Source organism: Agromyces chromiiresistens (assembly GCF_029167465.1).
GTDB classification, from domain to species: Bacteria; Actinomycetota; Actinomycetes; order Actinomycetales; family Microbacteriaceae; genus Agromyces; species Agromyces chromiiresistens.
Window position 1 is genome coordinate 447,493 of sequence record NZ_JARFNL010000001.1, and the last position, 16,694, is coordinate 464,186.

Annotated in this window: 19 protein-coding genes; 11 read left to right on the top strand and 8 right to left on the bottom strand. The window is 69.0% G+C overall.

Translation table 11 applies throughout. The features are described 5' to 3' along the window. Positions 1-211: 211 nt before the first annotated feature. A complete protein-coding gene (locus tag PX701_RS01925) occupies positions 212-1,528 on the top strand; it encodes an MFS transporter (RefSeq protein ID WP_275505317.1) in 1,317 nt (438 codons plus the stop codon). Positions 1,529-1,667: 139 nt separating this feature from the next. Next, entirely contained in the window at positions 1,668-2,135 is a 468-nt protein-coding gene (locus tag PX701_RS01930; protein ID WP_275505318.1) for a pyridoxamine 5'-phosphate oxidase family protein, read from the top strand. 29 nt (positions 2,136-2,164) lie between these two features. On the opposite strand, the gene PX701_RS01935 is transcribed toward PX701_RS01930, so the two are convergent. Continuing rightward, a complete protein-coding gene (locus tag PX701_RS01935) occupies positions 2,165-2,512 on the bottom strand; it encodes a putative antibiotic biosynthesis monooxygenase (protein ID WP_275505319.1) in 348 nt (115 codons plus the stop codon). A gap of 413 nt (positions 2,513-2,925) precedes the next feature. On the opposite strand from PX701_RS01935, the gene PX701_RS01940 reads away from it, so the two are divergent. Further along, on the top strand, positions 2,926-3,948 hold the full coding sequence (locus PX701_RS01940; protein ID WP_275505320.1) for a DUF885 domain-containing protein: 1,023 nt from the start codon (positions 2,926-2,928) through the stop codon (positions 3,946-3,948). 24 nt (positions 3,949-3,972) lie between these two features. Here PX701_RS01940 and PX701_RS01945 read toward each other — a convergent pair whose 3' ends face one another. The 5 genes from PX701_RS01945 to PX701_RS01965 all read right to left on the bottom strand — a co-directional run bounded on the left by PX701_RS01945 (position 3,973) and on the right by PX701_RS01965 (position 6,870). Then, complete coding sequence (locus tag PX701_RS01945; RefSeq protein ID WP_231429889.1) at positions 3,973-4,134, bottom strand: hypothetical protein; 162 nt, start codon at positions 4,132-4,134, stop codon at positions 3,973-3,975. A 43-nt stretch (positions 4,135-4,177) separates the two neighbouring features. After that, a complete protein-coding gene (locus PX701_RS01950) occupies positions 4,178-4,303 on the bottom strand; it encodes a hypothetical protein (protein WP_275505321.1) in 126 nt (41 codons plus the stop codon). Positions 4,304-4,366: 63 nt separating this feature from the next. Then, entirely contained in the window at positions 4,367-6,025 is a 1,659-nt protein-coding gene (locus PX701_RS01955) for an FAD-dependent oxidoreductase (protein WP_275505322.1), read from the bottom strand. 88 nt (positions 6,026-6,113) lie between these two features. Further along, positions 6,114-6,404 (bottom strand): metal-sensitive transcriptional regulator, encoded by a 291-nt coding sequence (locus PX701_RS01960; RefSeq protein WP_275505323.1) that lies wholly within the window; start codon positions 6,402-6,404, stop codon positions 6,114-6,116. 106 nt (positions 6,405-6,510) lie between these two features. Continuing rightward, a complete protein-coding gene (locus tag PX701_RS01965; RefSeq protein ID WP_275505324.1) occupies positions 6,511-6,870 on the bottom strand; it encodes a rhodanese-like domain-containing protein in 360 nt (119 codons plus the stop codon). A gap of 44 nt (positions 6,871-6,914) precedes the next feature. On the opposite strand from PX701_RS01965, the gene trxA reads away from it, so the two are divergent. The 3 genes from trxA to PX701_RS01980 all read left to right on the top strand — a co-directional run bounded on the left by trxA (position 6,915) and on the right by PX701_RS01980 (position 9,025). Then, positions 6,915-7,283, top strand: a complete 369-nt coding sequence (gene trxA / locus PX701_RS01970) for a thioredoxin (RefSeq protein WP_275505325.1) — start codon at positions 6,915-6,917, stop codon at positions 7,281-7,283. Then, positions 7,280-7,555 carry a YgaP family membrane protein gene (locus PX701_RS01975; protein ID WP_255679849.1) on the top strand — a complete coding sequence of 92 codons (276 nt, stop codon included), beginning with the start codon at positions 7,280-7,282 and terminating at the stop codon, positions 7,553-7,555. Before trxA ends, PX701_RS01975 begins: the two co-directional genes overlap by 4 nt. A 120-nt stretch (positions 7,556-7,675) precedes the next feature. Beyond that, a complete protein-coding gene (locus PX701_RS01980) occupies positions 7,676-9,025 on the top strand; it encodes a hypothetical protein (protein WP_275505326.1) in 1,350 nt (449 codons plus the stop codon). A gap of 124 nt (positions 9,026-9,149) precedes the next feature. On the opposite strand, the gene PX701_RS01985 is transcribed toward PX701_RS01980, so the two are convergent. Together PX701_RS01985 and PX701_RS01990 are read right to left on the bottom strand one after the other, a co-directional pair. Next, entirely contained in the window at positions 9,150-10,148 is a 999-nt protein-coding gene (locus tag PX701_RS01985; RefSeq protein WP_275505327.1) for a hypothetical protein, read from the bottom strand. Positions 10,149-10,409: 261 nt separating this feature from the next. After that, positions 10,410-11,225, bottom strand: coding sequence for a nuclease-related domain-containing protein (locus PX701_RS01990; protein ID WP_275505328.1), 816 nt, complete (start codon positions 11,223-11,225; stop codon positions 10,410-10,412). Positions 11,226-11,447: 222 nt separating this feature from the next. Between PX701_RS01990 and PX701_RS01995 the strand changes: the two genes are divergently transcribed. The 5 genes from PX701_RS01995 (at position 11,448) to PX701_RS02015 (ending at position 16,654) form a co-directional block, all read left to right on the top strand. Next, positions 11,448-11,783, top strand: coding sequence for a hypothetical protein (locus PX701_RS01995; RefSeq protein ID WP_275505329.1), 336 nt, complete (start codon positions 11,448-11,450; stop codon positions 11,781-11,783). 117 nt (positions 11,784-11,900) lie between these two features. Next, positions 11,901-12,821 carry a DMT family transporter gene (locus PX701_RS02000; protein ID WP_275505330.1) on the top strand — a complete coding sequence of 307 codons (921 nt, stop codon included), beginning with the start codon at positions 11,901-11,903 and terminating at the stop codon, positions 12,819-12,821. A gap of 432 nt (positions 12,822-13,253) precedes the next feature. After that, entirely contained in the window at positions 13,254-14,546 is a 1,293-nt protein-coding gene (locus PX701_RS02005; protein ID WP_275505331.1) for an FAD-binding oxidoreductase, read from the top strand. A 97-nt stretch (positions 14,547-14,643) separates the two neighbouring features. Further along, the gene (locus PX701_RS02010) at positions 14,644-14,946 is read left to right on the top strand and encodes a nucleotide pyrophosphohydrolase (protein ID WP_275505574.1); all 303 of its coding nucleotides are present in this window, start codon (positions 14,644-14,646) and stop codon (positions 14,944-14,946) included. 178 nt (positions 14,947-15,124) lie between these two features. After that, positions 15,125-16,654 carry a DNA/RNA helicase domain-containing protein gene (locus PX701_RS02015; RefSeq protein ID WP_338029101.1) on the top strand — a complete coding sequence of 510 codons (1,530 nt, stop codon included), beginning with the start codon at positions 15,125-15,127 and terminating at the stop codon, positions 16,652-16,654. Positions 16,655-16,694 lie beyond the last annotated feature (40 nt).

Sequence of the window (16,694 nt, forward strand, 5' to 3'; positions counted from 1 at the left end):
CGCGGAGCGCCGTCCGGAAACGCGCGACCGCGCCGGTCGAGGAGCGACGAAGGAGCGTATCGAGACCCGCCCTGAGCAGGCCGGCGTGGTCTCGATACGGCGCTGCGCGCCCCCTCGACCGACGGATGTCGATCTCGACCCTGCCCGTTCGACGCATGAGTAGAAGCGCCTGCTTCACGAAGCATCCGAACTCTCGGCAAGGAGCACGATCATGACTGCACCTCGGGCCCTCCGCCCCCTGCGGAACCCCGCCTACCGGTGGCTCGCCGCCGCGCTCGTCGCATCGATGATCGGCGCGGGCATCTGGATGGTCGCCCTCGTCTGGCAGATCGTCGCCATCGGCGGCGGGGCGGCCGAGCTGTCGTTCGTCGCCGGTGCGTCAGCGGTCGGGATGCTGCTCACGACGCTGCTCGGCGGCGCGCTCGCCGATCGCATTCCGCAGCGGCGCATCCTCATCACGGTCGAGGTCGTGCGCGCCGCGAGCGTCGGGGCGGTCGCCCTGCTCGCGCTCGCCGGAACCCTCGACATCCGGCACCTCGTCGCCGTCGCCCTCGTCGGCGGTGTGATGGCGGGCCTCTACTACCCGGCGTACTCGGCGCTGCTGCCGAGCGTCGTGCCCGAAGACGAACTGCTCGCCGCCAACGGCTTCGAGGGCATGGCGCGCCCGGTGCTCATGCAGGCCGGCGGCCCGGCGCTCGCGAGCGCGCTCATCGCGGTCTCATCGCCGGGTGCGGCGCTCGCGGTCGCAGCGCTCACGGGCGTGGTCGCAGCGGTGTGCCTCAAGCGGGTTCCCGACCAGCCGCTGCGTGGCGAGCGAGCGAGCGGAACGAGGCATCCGGCCGTCGCCCTGCTCGTCGACGTGCGCGACGGATTCGCCTACATGGTGCGCACGCCGTGGCTGCTCGGCACCCTGGCGTTCGCGTCGCTGCTCATCCTCATCATCATGGGGCCGTTCGAGGTGCTCGTGCCGTTCGTCATCAAGGATGTCGCGGGCGCCGGCCCCGAGGGCCACGCGCTCGTGCTGGCCGCGTTCGGCATCGGCGGCGCGGTCGGGTCGATGGTCGTGGCATCCCTGCGGCTGCCGCGCCGGTACCTGACCGTCATGAACCTCTTGTGGGGGCTCGGCTGCCTGCCGCTGCTCGTGTTCGGCCTGACCGACCAGCCGTGGGTGATGGCGCTCGCCGCGTTGGCCGTCGGCGCCGCGTTCAACGGCGGCGTCGTCATCTGGGGAACGCTGCTGCAGCGCCGGGTCCCGCCCGAGATGCTCGGACGCGTCTCGAGCCTCGACTTCTTCGTCTCGCTCGCGTTCATGCCGGTGTCGATGGCGATCGCCGGCCCCGCGGGCGAGCTCGTGGGACTGCCCGTCGTGTTCCTCATCGCCGGCGTCGCCCCGCTCGTGATCGGCGTCGTCGCGATCGTCGCGGCCCGCATGCGCCGCGACGAGCTCGCGAACCCCCTGGATGCCGCAGAGCCGGCCGACCTCGACACGGTGGATGCCTCGCCAGAGCCCGAGCCGGCGTTCGCCTGACGCTCGTCGTCGAGTAGGCGCGCAGCGCCGTATCGAGACCACCCGTCGGCCTCTCGTCGGTCGAGCAGCGACGAAGGAGCGTATCGAGACCACGGACCCGCGCACTCCCTCTTACGGCATCACCCAAGAGCTGATACCCATGAACATGCCCTCAGACGTGAACTCATCACCTGCTGAAGCCGCCCGCCGCGTCGTCGACGCCAACACGTACCTGACCCTCGCGACCGCAGACGCTTCGGGCGCGCCCCGGGCGACGCCGGTCTGGTTCGCCGAAGACGACCTGCGCGAGTTCGTCTGGGTCTCCCGCTTCGCGACGCGACATTCCCAGAACATCGCCGCTCGTCCCGAGGTCGCGCTCGCGATCTTCGACTCGACGGTCGCCGTCGGCAGTGCGATCGCCGTCTACGTCGAGGGCGTCGCCGGAGAGCTGCCCGACGACGAGCTCGATGCCGCGCTCGCCGTGTTCGACACCCGGTCGGTGGCGCAGGGCCTCCGCAGCTGGACTCGTGACGACGTCACCGGCACGGCACCCTTCCGTCTCTACCGGGCGACGGCGACGCAGGTCTACGTGCTCGACGAGCTCGAGCGGCGGGTTCCTCTCCTGTAAGCGGCACCGACGCGGGCGGCGCCGCGCGCCTAGGTCACGCGCTTCGCCGCGTGCCGCGCCGCGCGCCGACGTTCGAGCGCGGCATACCCCTTGAACATCATCGGCATGACCCAGTAGGCCGCGATCGGCACGACGATGAGCGTGAGTACGAAGGCCCGCAGCACGGGATGCCAGCCCCTCGTGAACGGTTCCGACAGCATGCCGACGATGGCGACGAGCGGAAATATCGTGAGCCACACGATGAGTGCCGAGACATGGATGTTCGGCCGCGCAGGAGGCGGGGCGGGCTGCGGCAGGGCGGCCTGCGGCGGGGCGGGCTGCTCGGTCTGTTCGAGGTCCGGCGCGGGTACTTCGTGCTCAGGCGGTGTGGTCGACATCACGGCCTCCGTGATCGGGGCATGGCCGCGGGCGGCGGCGAGACACGCGGGCGCGGCCGACTCGTTCCATTCTCCTCCCGAGCGGAGTGCACCGCTACGATCCTGCCGGGGTCGGCGCCGCCGCGCCGCCGCGCCGGCGGCTCGCGACGCACGATGGCGGGCCCTGAGTCGCGATCTTATGATGGAGCATGGCCTGGTTCGGGGTCAGGCGCAGACGCGATGCGCACGAACTCGAGGTCCACGACGCAGACTTGGCGAAGCGGGCTGGATCGGCCCTGTTCGCCTGTGATGAGCGCATCCGGGTCGCCATCGACGAACTCGCGTTCGCGGAGGCCGAACTGGGATCCGACTCGACCGATGGATTGAGCCAGGCGATCGCTTCGGGTCGAGGACTCCTGAGCGAGGCGTTCCGAGTGAACCGGGCCAATCGCGACGTGGTGCGCGGCACCCCCGACGAGGTGCGTGCCCGCGACGCTCGCATCATCGAACTGTGCACGTCAGCAGTGAGCGCGCTCGACGAGCAGTCCTCCACGCTCGCGCGTCGGCTCGCGCTGGCGCGGCGGGCACCCGAGGTCATCGCCGGCGTCCGAGCCGATGCTGCACGCATCCGCTCGCGGATCCCGCAGGCCCGCGACATCCTCGAGCAGTTGGCCGCCCGCTACTCGGGCGAGGCGCTCGCCGAAGTGGCGGCCAATCCCGCCGAGGCGGAACAGCTGCTCGACTTCGCCGAGCACACTGCGCGCGTGGCGGAGCGGCGGCGTGCGGCCGGGCAGCGGGAGCAGGCGAATCTCGCGCTCGAGGCATCCACCGAGGCGGTGCGCCGGGCCGCGGCCGTGCTCGATGCGGTCGAGACCTACGAGGTCGAGGCGTTGCACGCGGAGTCCAAGCTGGCAGCGCTCGTCGACGAGTCCCGCCGTGGCCTCGCCGCCGCGCTGAAGGAGCCGCAGTCGCGCGGCGTCGCCAACGCGATCGCCGAGCTCCGGGCCGCCCTCGCCGACCTTCCGGAGGTCGGCGTGAACACCGACCCGATCGCCCGCCTCGACCGGCTGCGCGCGGCGAACGAGGCATTGGATGCCGCGATTGCGGCCGTTCGCGAGCGTGCGACGCACCCGGTTCCCCCGCCCGAGCACGTACGCCACGTCATCTACGACGCCGACAAGCAGCTCGACCTGGTGCGTGACACCGTCGCCGGTCACCCGGGCTGGGTCGGCCCCGAGGCGTTGGCGCAGCTGGCCCAGTCCGAGCGCGTTCGGATCGATCTCGGCCACTACCTCGGCAGTTCGACTGCGCCGATCACCCTGACGGACGAAGACCACCGAGCGCACGTGATCGCGATGGCGCAGCATGTCGCCTACCTCGCGAGCGAAGCCCTGCACCTGGCGCGGCGCGACATCCGAGCGGGCCGATTGCAGGACGCCGGGCAGCGGCCTTCGTGACCCTCGGTTCGACGTCGAAGAGCGTCAGCGGCCGAAGAGACGGGCGAAGAAGCCCTGCGACGGCTCGTGCTCGTGCCCGGCGCAGCGCTGCGCGCGCGGGACGCCGCGCATGACTTGATCGACGTGCTGGCCGCAGCCGGCCCAGGTCGTCTTTCCGCACTTGCGGCAGGTGACGGTTCGGCACATGGTGAATTCCTCGGGGTTCTCGGGTCGTGTGTACGGACGGGTTTCAGCGACGGTGGTCGCCGTCGCACCATTGCTCGACAGGCACGTGGGCCTTCACATCGGCGACGTGCTGGCCGCAGCCGGCCCAGGTCGTCTTGCCGCAGGTGTCGCAGGTCGCAGGGCTGCACATGGGTGGTCCTCCTCAGGGGTGGTTGTCGGTGATCGGTGGAATGACGGAGATCGGGTCCGCCGGTCAGGCGGCGGCCTCCAGTACGCGACCGGGCGCGTCATTGCCGGCCTTCCAGGTGAGGTAGCCGCCGTCGAGATTGACGGCGTCGCGGCCGTGCTGGGCGAGCAGGCGCACGGCGGTGTGGCCGCGCTGGCCCACCTTGCAGTGCACGATGAGCCGGCCGCCGGGAAGCTCGTCGAGGCGGTCGCGCAACTCGTCGAGCGGGATGCGCACCGAGCCGGGGATGGCGCCGTCGGCGACCTCGCCCGGGGTGCGGACGTCGAGCACGATCGCCCCGGCGGCCACGGCCGCATCGACCTCGTGCCACTGGATCGACGGAGTGAGCCCATCGGCCGCGTTCAGGGCGACGTAGCCGAGCATGTTCACCGGGTCCTTCGCCGACGAGTACTGGGGCGCGTAGGCGAGCTCGAGGTCGGCGAGGTCGGCGGCGGTCAGTCCGGCGGTCATGGCGGTCGCGATGACGTCGATGCGCTTGTCGACGCCATCGCCGCCGACGCCCTGGGCGCCGAGGATCGCGTCCGTCTCCGCGTCGACGATCAGCTTCAGCGACATCGGCTCGGCGCCGGGGTAGTAGCCGGTGTGCGACGCCGGGTGCGTGTGGATGACCCGGAGGTCCCGCCCGCGCGCCCGCAGGAGCTTCTCGTTCCACCCGGTCGTGGCCACGGTGAGGCCCATGACCCCGACCACGGCCGTGCCGAGCGCGTCGCGAACGCGGACCTCCCGGCCCGCGATGGCGTCGGCCGCGAGTCGCCCGTGGCGGTTCGCGAGGCCGGCGAGGGCGACGATCCGGGGCTCGCCGGTGATCGCGTCGGTCTTCTCGACGGCGTCGCCGATGGCCCAGATGTTCGGGTCACTCGTCTGCAGGCGCTCGTCGACGCGGATGCCGCCTCGAGCGCCGAGCTCCAGTCCAGCCGCCACGGCGAGCGAGGTCTCCGGCCGCACCCCGACCGAGCCGAGCACGAACTCGGCCGGGATCACGGAACCGTCGTCGAGCACGGCGGTGTCGTCGCCGAGTTCGACCACCTTCGTGCCGAGGCGCACATCGACGCCCGCGTCGATGAGGTGCTGCGCGACGGGACCCGCCATCTCCGGGTCGATCGGCGGCAGCACCTGGTCGGCGAGTTCGACGAGCGTGACGTCGAGTCCGCGGTGCATGAGGTTCTCGACCATCTCGAGGCCGATGAAACCGGCTCCGATGACGAGTGCGGTGCGGGGCTTCGCCTCGAGCGCGCTCATCGCGGCGTCGACGTCGTCGATGTTCCACAGGGTGAGCATGCGCTCACCGCCCTCCATCGGCGGCCGAACCGGCGTCGATCCGGGCGAGAGCACGAGCGCGTCATAGCGCAGCACCTGCTCCTGCCCGCTCGTGAGGTCGCGTGCCGTCACGGTTCGCGCCGCGCGATCGATCGCGACCGCCTCGGTCCTGACGCGCACGTCGAGCCCGAACCGGTCGGCGAGCGAACGGGGCGTTTGGAGCAGGAGACTCGAGCGCTCCTCGATGACTCCGCCCAGGTAGTACGGAAGGCCGCAGTTGGCGAACGAGACGTGGCCGCCGCGCTCGAGGACGGTGATCTGCGCGTGCTCATCGAGCCTGCGCAGCCGGGTCGCGGCGGACATTCCGCCGGCGACGCCGCCGATGATGACGTACTGCTTGGAGATCATGCCGCCACCGTAACAATACCCCGGGGGTATTGTCAAAATACACCCGGGGTATTGAATCCGACCGATGGCGGCGGGGCGCCGGGAGGCGTCAGGCGAGGGAGAGGAACAGCTTCTCCAGCTCGTCGAGCGTGAGCGGCTGATCGGACGCGTCGCCGGAGGGCTCGGTCGATTCCTGCTCGGTGAGGCAGTCCTTCATCGCGCTGGAGATGATGGCGAAGCCCGCGCGATCGAGCGCGGACGAGACGGCCGAGAGCTGAGTCACGACCGTTCGGCAGTCCGCGCCCGATTCCACGGCGTCGATCACGGCATTCAGCTGGCCGCGAGCGCGCTTCAGGCGGTTCGCGATACGGCGCTGGGGATCGAGCGACGCGTTGGTCATGATGTGCCTCCGGTGTCTCGGTCCGACGTGTGATCCCGCGGGGTCGGACCCAGCCCTGCGGGGGCGGTGGATGGCCTCGTCGCCGACGGGGTCGGTCGACCGGTGCTCATGGGACGACCGGGAGACCGGTGGCGGAGGCGGCCTGTTGCATCGAACCGGCGTCGGTGACGACGAGGCCCGTGTCTTCGAGGAGTTGTGCCGCCTGGCTCGAGCGATTGCCCGACTGGCAGTAGACGACGTAGTCGGAGTCGTCGTCGAGCTGGGGGAGCTGATCGGCGAGCTGGCCGGACGTCAGGTCGAGGTTGACGGCGCCTTCCAGGTGTCCGGCGGCGTACTCGTCGGCGGTGCGTACGTCGATGACGACCGTATCGGCCGTCAGCTCGACGGGGTCGGCCGTGGCGCATCCCGTGAGGGCGAGGGCGGCCGCACCGGTGGCGGCGAGAAGGGCGGTTCGCAGTCCGTGCATGACCTCAACAATACCCCATGGGTATTTTCTGGTATCCTCGAGTCATGGCTTCCGTGAACATCACCCACGACACCATCGAGTCCACCGTGCGCGACAACGATCTCGTGCTGCTCGACTTCTGGGCCGAGTGGTGCGGCCCCTGCCGCGTGTTCGGCCCCATCTTCGAGCGCGCCTCCGAGCAGCATCCCGACGTCGTCTTCGGCAAGGTCGACACCGAGGCCGAACAGGCGCTGGCAGCCGGGTTCCGCATCACCTCGATCCCCACGCTCATGGTGTTCCGGCAGGGCATCATCGTCTTCGCCCAGCCCGGCGCGCTGAACGCTGCGCAACTCGAGCAGGTCGTCGAGGGGGCGAAGGCGCTCGACATGGACGACGTGCGCCGTCAGCTCGCGCAGCAGTCCGACGTGGCATGACCCTCCCGTCTCGACGGGTCGGGTCGCGGGCCTGCACGGTCAACCGCGGTGAGCGTGTCGTGCGGGGCGTCATCGCCCTCGTACTCGCGGCGTTCGCGGTGAGCAGTCTCGACACCCTGTGGTGCGCGATCCCAGCTGCCGCGTGCGCGGGATTCCTCATGGTCGGAGCGATCACCGGATGGTGCCCCACCGATCTGCTCGCGCGCACCTCCGGCGGAGTCGAACCCAACGACCTCGGCTACCCCGAAGCCCCTCAGCAGCTCATGCCGTGATGGTTCGGGCGCTGGCAGTGCTGCAGGTCGCGAACCCCGCCATCCGACCGACTCGAGCCCCGAGGCATCCGTCTGTGCAGCCCACAGTCGCCTTCAAGCACCGCCCGTAGGATCGAGGGCATGGCCGGATTCTGGGGCAAGCGAAAGCGCGACGAGCAGGAGCTCCAAGCTCAAGACGCCGACTTGGCGAAGCGCGCCGGCAGCGCCCTCGTCGAAGCCGACGAGCGCGTGCGCGTCACCGCCGACGAGCTCGCGTTCGCCGAGGCCGAGCTCGGGCACGAGGCGACCGCCGAGCTGAGCCAGGCGCTCGCCGCGGTGCGCGAGCACCTGGGCGAGGCGTTCCGGCTGAATCAGCTGAACTACGACGAGATCCCCGACACCGTCGAAGAGCTGCGCATGCGCAACGCCCGCATCGTGCAGCTGTGCGACTGGGCCGAAGACGTGCTCGACGAGCGCACCGCCGCCCTCGCCGACAAGATCGCACGGGCGCGTCGGGCTCCCGAGATCATCGCCGGGGTGCGAGCGGATGCCTCGCGGCTGCGCTCGCGCATTCCGCACACCCGCGACACCATCGAGCGGCTTGCCGCGCGCTACTCGCACGAGGCACTCGCCCAGGTCGAGGTCAATCCGGCCGAGGCCGAACAGCTGCTCGGATTCGCCGAGCACAGCGCCGGCGTCGCCGAGCGCCGGCGCGAAGCCGGGCAGCGCGAACAGGCGAACCTCGCGCTCGAGGCGTCGACCGAGTCGGTGCGCCGCGCGGCGGCGCTGCTCGACGCGGTCGAGACGTTCGAGGTCGAGGCGCTGCGCGCCGAGGCCACGCTCGCGGCCATCGTCGAGGACTCGCGCGGCGACCTCGTCGTCGCCCTGAAAGAGCCGGCGACGCCCGGCGTCACGTCGGCGATCGCGACACTGCAGGCGGCACTCGCCGCGATGCCCGCGGCCGGCGTCAACACCGACCCGTTCACCCAGCTGAGTCGCCTGCGCGAGGCCAACGCCGGCTTGGACGCCGCGATCGCCGCCGCCCGCGAGCGTGCGTCACGCCCGATTCCGCCGCTCGAGCACGTGCACCACGCCATCGACGACGCCGACCGGCAGCTCGCGATCGCGCGCGACGTCATCGCCGGCCACCGCGGCTGGATCGGCGCCGACGCCCGCACCCGACTGGCCGAGTCCGAGCGCATCCGCCTCGACCTCGATCACTTCCTCGGCGCGCCCGCCGCAGCCGTCACCGTCATCGACGAGGATCACCGCGAGCAGGCGATGCTCATGGCCCGCCGCGTCGCCCAACTCGCCGCCGCTGCACTGCAGCTCGCCCAGCGCGACATCGACGCCTCGCGCCCGCAGGGCGGCCCCGGCCAATGGGGCGACCCGGGCTGGGGCGGCGGACGCCGCGGCGGAGGCTCCGACCTCATGGGCGGCATCCTCGGCGGCCTCGTCATCGGCAGCGTGCTCGATGGGATCTTCGACTGACCCGATCGTCGGTCGAGTAGCGACGAAGGAGCGTATCGAGACCACACCGTTGGTGCCCCGTCGGATCGACAGCCTGCTGGCGTGGGCCGTGCTGCAGCACTGAGGATCGCGCCGTGACCGAGACCTACGCCGATCGGGCCGATTCTGGTTCACGCCGAGACATCCGCTTGGTTCGCCGCTGCCGCAACATCGTCGAGCGCAACTCAACCGCGAACTCGAGCGTGAGGCGGGTCCATTCGTCGGCATCAGCTCGCTCGTAGGGGCGAAGCAAGGCGCGGAACGAATCGAACGCCGGTGGATCTTCGCGCCCTGAGAGGCGGGCCGCTGCCAGCGCGACGACCGATTGGATGACGGGATCACTCGGACGCGGCTCGCCCATCGGCGTGAGTGGCGGCAGCGCGTCGGGGGCGAGTGCGTTCTCGAGACGGAGAAGTGCACACCAGAGTTCGTCTCGCGTTCGCTTTCGGCGAGGTGACCGAAGTACCAATTCTGCTTCCCTCACGACTTCGGTCGTCGCAGAGAGGACGTTCTTCAGGATTCGATTCGTGTGTCTGACACGCGCAACGTGCGCGGCAGTTGCGGCGATCGCGACGGTCAGGAGGGTCGCGATCGGAAGGATCTCGCTTCGGGGGGTGCCAACGATGAGGTAGCCGAGTGCGACGAGCGCGGTAACGATGGCAGCAACAAACGCGACATCGGCCGCGCGACCATACCGTGCCGGGTTGAGACCATGAGTCGTGCTGACGGGGGGCTCGCGCTGTGAGAGGGGGAGCAGGCCCATGGCGAACGCAAGAATCGCCCATTCGAGCCCGATCGCCGCGAGCGGTCGCGCTGACTGTGCGGCTTCGGAGGTCGCTGCGACGAACACTGCGATGAGCCCCATGCCCACGCAGAACCAGGTCAGCACGATGGTGACGACTACGATCCATGGGCCGATGGCGCGGGCGATGCGGGCGATCCGGACAACGTGACGATGCCGGAGCGATCCCAACGTCATGCCGATCCCGAGCGCGCTGACAATCACGCCCGGTATGAAGAGCAGATGGTCGACGAGGGGAATGTTGGCATTGCTTGCCTCGCCAGCCGCGATCGCGATGATCCCGGCACCGAGAAGTGCCACCATCCATGCGACCACTCGCAGCCGGCGAGCCCGTCGGTGATCCGACGGAGCGTCAGGGATGGTAATGCTGGCGTCGTCGGCAAGTTGCCAGAGCGGCGGAGAGGCGTGAGCAGGCGGTGTCGATCGTGCGGCTCTCACTTGAGTCAGCAGTATCACTTCGGCCCCCCTCGCATTTGCGCAAGAGAATGACATGCGCCTCTGACATGCCTGCAGATCATGCCGACCTCCCCCTGTGAGATCGGCCGAGGAGCGACGTAGTCGAGGTCAGGGCACGAGCGCCGACATCACCGACGTCCACGCTGAGACCGCTCCGAGCGGCAGCGCAGCGAGGATCGCGAGAAGCCCGGCGATCGCCCACCCGCGACGGCGGGTTCGCGCACCGTCGACATTGCGGCGCAGCTGATCGAACGCCGCGACATCGGCAGGTTCGAGCGAGGGCGCTTCGTGCCAGGTCGAAGGCTGCGCCGCGGCATCCGCAACTCGATCGACGGCGTCGGGCGGCACGGCCGCCGGCCGCGAACCCAGCCACTTGATCAGACTGCGTTCGCGCAGCACGATCACGGTCGCCGGCCGTTCGCGCACGGTGATGCGCCGGGCTCCCACGATCACGATCACCGGCGTGACCTCGATGAGGGCGTGCGCCGCCGCCGAGAGCAGCTGCGATGCGCGCTTCGCCTCGAAGCTCGCGTTGCGCAGGTGGTCCGTGGGCTGCCCACTGACGAGCAGGCGCTTCGAGCCGAGCCAGATGTCGTGGCCCTCGTGGTGCTTCGTGTTGATGGTGAAGACGCCGGGCGGGCCGACGACGACGTGGTCGATGTCGCTCGATCCACGGCCGACGGGCACCGAGTGGAACACCCGCCAGTCGGGCCCGAGCGAGTCGAGCCGGCGCGCGACCTCGAGTTCGCCGAGCGCACCGAGGTACCAGGGCTCCGACTCGGCGCTCAGCGGTGTGCGCCCGAACAGCCGTGCGACTGGCGAGCGCGGCGGTGCGGTCGCCTGCGTGCGCAGGCATTCGGCGATCACGGATGCCGCGGGCTGACGCGCGGCGAGCGTGAATGTGTCGGGCTGGGTCGTGGTCACGGTGCGTCCGCCTCCTTGCCGTCGTCGTCGCCCCGATGCGGCCGACCGGTCTGACGGCCGCTTGGACTCCGACGCTATTGGTCGGCGGCTTCGTGGCGTGACCCCCGTTCACGTGTGAATTCGATCGGCAACGGGGTTCGCCGACGTACCTGATGACGATCCGTCGACTCGTCAGTCACGAACTCTTCGCTGCGCGCGTGGCGGATGGCGTACCTTCGGCACATGACTGAACTCACGTCGGCTGACAGCCGTGGCGAAGACGCCCTCCGTCAGTTATGGGCGATCGGACTGTTCGGGTTGGTCATCGGCGTGGTCATCGCGGGGATTGCGACCGCGAACTACTCGTCGGAGCTCGACACCTTCGCATCACCGGCAGCGTTGGCCGCCGCAGCAGCGTGGCAGACGATCGGCGCTTGGCTGATCGCATTGGGAGCGATCGGAGTTCTGCTCGCGCTCGTGACGACGGCGATCGTTCGGACGATCACACATGCGACCGCCTGGCTCTGGGAGAAGCAGTCCGCTGGTGACGCTGAAACAGAGCCCGGGAGTGATTCGTGACGCTCGGTCACGGCGGCTCAGCCGGCGTGTGGCGAGCAACTGCACCGTGGCGGGATATCGCGCGACCTCGACGGTCTTCCCACGGCCGCTGTCGGAGGTCCGCGGCAGAATGATCGAGTGACTCGCCGCGGACTGCTCCTCTTCATCGCGCTCGGAGTCGCGTGGGGCATCCCATATCTCTTCATCAAGGTCGCCGTGTCGGAGCTCGACCCGGGCATGGTAGTGCTCGCGCGGTCTGGGCTCGCAGCGATTCTGCTGCTGCCGCTCGCGATCTTCCGCCACGAGGTCGGGCCGGTGCTGCGCCGGTGGAAGCCCATGCTCGCGTACACCCTCGTCGAGATCGTGCTGCCGTGGTACTTCTTGAGCTCGGCCGAGCAGACGCTGCCGAGCTCGACCGCCGGCCTGCTGCTCGCCGCGGTGCCGCTCGCCGGCGTCGCCATCGCCTTCCTCATGGGGCGGCCGGCGCGCCTCTCGGGCACGAACTGGATCGGCATCGCGCTCGGCATGCTCGGCGTCGCCGCCCTCGTCGGCTTGGATGTCGCGGGGTCGGACCTGTTCGCCGTCGCCCAGATGGCCGTGGTCGTCGTCGGGTACGCGCTCGGCCCGGCGATTCTCGCGCGGTGGATGCCCGACCTGCCCGGCATCGGCATCGTCGCCGTCTCGCTCGCGGGCGCCGCGATCGCGTACGTGCCGTTCGTGCTGCTCACCGGCGGCATTCCCACTGCCTGGCCGTCGCCGCCCGTCATCGTCTCGGTGATCGTGCTCGCCGTGATCTGCAGCGCCCTCGCCTTCCTGCTCATGGTCGGCCTCATCGCCGAGATCGGCCCGGTCAAGGCGACCACGATCACGTACGTGAACCCCGCCGTCGCGATCATCGCGGGCGTCGTCGTGCTGGGGGAGCGGGTGACCGTGTGGACGATCGTGGGGTTCGTGCTCGTGCTGGCCGGCTCGTATCTGGTGACGAAGAAGCCGGCAGCCGAGGCCGATCGAGTCGGCGCGCAGCGCCGTATCGAGACCAATGCCCCGCCGGTCGAATAGGCGCTGTCGCCCGGGTTCAGCAGCGACGAAGGAGCCTGCGGCCCACCGTAGCCGACGGCCTGAGCACGAAAGAGGGTAGGGCGGATCTTCCGCCCTACCCTCGTGTCGATGAAGCGGATCATCCACGAGTCAGTTCACCCGAGGAGCTCCGTTTCGCTTGATCAACGCCACCACCAGTGCCCCATTGCGCCACCTCCTCGAGTCGTCGTCGTTGACGTTCATGGGCGACTAGTCGCCCGGTGCACATCATCCAAATCGATGCCCGGCGCCGGGCGCTAGCCCCAACTCCGACACCCGATCACAGGTTCTGCGACACCGTGGCCCGCGGGCATGTCGTGGCTGGCGGATCTTCATCAGGGATCCTCGCTCTTGACGCCGGCGCCCGTCCGCGGCATCCTCGGCCCCGAGACAGGCGGGGGAATTCTCATGCAGATGCTCGAGCCAGGTGACGACGGCTACGACGACGCGCGCCGCGTGTGGAACGCGATGATCGACCGTAGACCCCGGTACATCGTCGCCTGTTCGAGCGCCGAGGAGGTCGCCGAGGCGATCCGCTTCGCGCGGGCGGACGGCCTCGAGATCGGCGTGCGTTGCGGCGGGCACAGCATCGTCGGCCACGCCGTGCCCGACGGCGGGCTGATGATCGACCTGCGGCCGATGGGGTCGGTCGAGGTGGATGCCGCGGCGCGACGAGCCCGCGTACAAGGTGGTGCGCTGCTCGGTGCCCTCGACCGTGCGGCCCAGGCGCATGGCCTCGCGACGACCGCGGGCAACGTGTCGCACACGGGCATCGGCGGACTCGCGCTCGGCGGCGGCATGGGCTGGCTCGCCCGGCAGCACGGACTCACGTGCGACAACGTCGTCTCGTTCGAACTCGTCACTGCCAACGGCGAGGTTCTGCGCGTCGACCGCGATCATCACCCGGACCTGTTCTGGGCGCTGCGCGGTGGCGGCGGCAACTTCGGCGTCGTGACCGAGTTCGAGCTGGTGCTGCACCCCGAACCGGGCGACGTGCACTCGGTCGAGTACCTCTACCCCGTGGAATCCGGCGCCGCGGCGATGCGTCGCTGGCGCGACGAGAGCACCCGAGCCGACCGGCGCGCGACCTACAACGCGACCGTCTCCGACGGAACGCTGTCGCTCGGCTTCGTCTGGGTCGGCGACCCCGTCGACGGCGAGGCCGCGGCGGCCGCCCTCGCGACGAGTCTCGCCGAGGTCGACGCCGGCTTCGAACGGGTGATCGTGCCGATGACGTACCTCGAGCTGCAGACCCGCGAAGACGACGTCAAGGCGCACGAGTGGCGCCGCTACTGGAAGGGCCACTACTTCAGCGAGCTGAGCGACGACGTCATCGACGGCGTGCTCGCGCGTGACGGCGACGACCTGCCGAACGTGAGCCTGCAGGCGTATGGGGGAGCGATCGCCGATGTGGCTGCGGGTGAGACGGCGTTCTCGCGGCGGGATACGGCGTTCGAGTTCGTGTGTGCGTCGAAGTGGGCTGATTCGGCCCACGACGAGCGGCGCATCGCGGGTGCACGTCGGTACTCCGCGGCGATGGAGCCGTTCGCGAGTGGCGCGTATGTCAACGCGCTCTCGGATGAAGGTTCAGCGGGCGTGCGCCGCGCATACGCGCCCGAGCACCTCGCGCGCTTGACGGCGGTGAAGGATCGCTACGACCCGGCGAACGTGTTCCACCTGAATCAGAACATCGTGCCCACGATATGAAGCGGGGCCGTGGGCACTCGCTCCGAGACAGCAGCGGGCGCTCCGAGCTGGTGACTATATCTCGGTGTACGCTCCGACCGTGGCCGATCAACGGGTGATGCGCGAGTTGAGGGCGTTCGTGGACGAGCGAGATTGGGCACAGTTTCACTCGCCCGAGAACCTCGCCAAGAGCGTCAGCATCGAGGCTGCCGAGCTCCTCGAATGCTTCCAATGGGCGCCGGATGCCCCGAGCGAGCGTGTCATCGAAGAACTCGCCGACGTCCTGACGTACTGCCTGTTGCTCGCCGACAAGCTCGGCGTCGATGCCGACCAGATCGTGCTCGAGAAGCTTGAGCAGACGCGGCGCAAGTACCCGGCCGAGCGGTCCCGCGGGCGGAGCACGAAGTATGACCAGCTTTAGGATCGAGCACTTCCCGTTCACTCGGCCCGCGATCAAGTCGTGGGCCGAGCCCGACGGCAGGCACGCGAACTGGCCGGTCGTGTACACGCTCAGCAGCAACCGCGAGATCTACGTCGGCGAGACCCTGAACGCGATCGGTCGACTTCGCCAGCACCTCGACTCCGACGCGAAGCAGCACTTGGAGGCCGCGCGCATCGTTATCGACGAGACCTTCAACAAGTCGGTGTGCCTCGACCTCGAGTCGTACCTGATCCGGCTCTTCGCGGGTGACGGCAAGTACACGGTTGTCAACCGCAACGAGGGCATCACCGACGCCGACTATTACGACCGCGTTCGCTATCGAGCGACGTTCGACGAGATCTTCGAGCAGCTTCGTGCCGCGGGAATGTTCACTCGCGACATCCCCGATATCGAGAACAACGACCTGTTCAAGCTGTCGCCGTTCAAAGCGCTGAATCAGGAGCAGGCGGTCGCGATGGAGGGCATTCTTGAAGGGCTCTTCGACGACCTTGAAGCAGGGCGCGAGGGCACGATCGTCGTGCAGGGTGACCCTGGCACGGGCAAGACGATCGTGGGCATCTTCCTCATGAAGCTGCTCCGCGACATCCAGCACGCCGATCTCGCCGACCGCACCGAGAACGACTCGCTCTTCTCCGACTTCTTCACCGCCGGCTACGTCGAGAAGCTGAAGGACTTCAAGATCGGCATCGTCATCCCGCAGCAGTCGCTGCGCAAGTCGGTGCAAAAGGTCTTCGCGAAGACGCCGCAGCTCGAGAAGGGCATGGTGCTGACGCCGTTTCAGGTCGGTGAGAGCGATGAGCAGTTCGATCTTCTCGTCGTCGACGAGGCGCACCGGCTCAACCACCGCGCGAACCAGCCATCGGGCAGGCTCAACAAGACGTTCCGCGAGATCAACGAGAAGCTGTTCGGCCGCGACGACCTCACAAAGACGCAGCTCGACTGGATCCGCGCGAAGAGCCGCCACCAGGTGCTGCTGCTCGATCAGGCGCAGAGCGTGCGCCCGGCCGACCTACCTAGTCGGGTTGTTGGACGGCTCGTGACGCAGGCCAAAGAGCAGGGCCGCTTCTATCCGCTCGCCTCGCAAATGCGCGTAGCAGGCGGGGCCGACTACATAGATTTCATCCGGCGGATACTTCGCGCCGAGGTCACTGGACCACGCGAGTTCACCGGTTACGACCTGCGGATGTTCGACGACCTCGGCGAGATGCATGCGGCGATCCGCGCGCGTGACAAAGAGCACGGACTTGCGCGACTGGCGGCCGGCTTCGCCTGGGAGTGGAAGAGCAAGAAGGATGCCGCGGCCTTCGACATCGAACTCGACGGCGTCTCGCTGCGGTGGAACGGTACTCAAGTCGATTGGGTCAACTCGCCGGGGGCTCTCGAAGAGGTCGGGTCGATCCACACACTGCAGGGCTACGACCTGAACTACGCCGGCGTGATCATCGGCCGCGACTTGCGCCTCGACCCGGCGACCGGCCGAGTCGTCGCCGACCTCGACTCGTACTTCGACAAGAAGGGCAAGGAGGCGAACCCCAAGCTCGGAATCACGTATACCTCTGACGACGTGCTGCAGTTCATCGTGAACATCTACGCGGTGCTGCTTACGCGGGGCATGCGTGGGACGTATGTGTATGTTTGCGATCCGATGCTAAGGGCATACATGCGTGGAGTGCTTCCACCGCCCTAAGGGTGACGAGACGCAAGTTCCGGTACGTCCATAGTGGTAG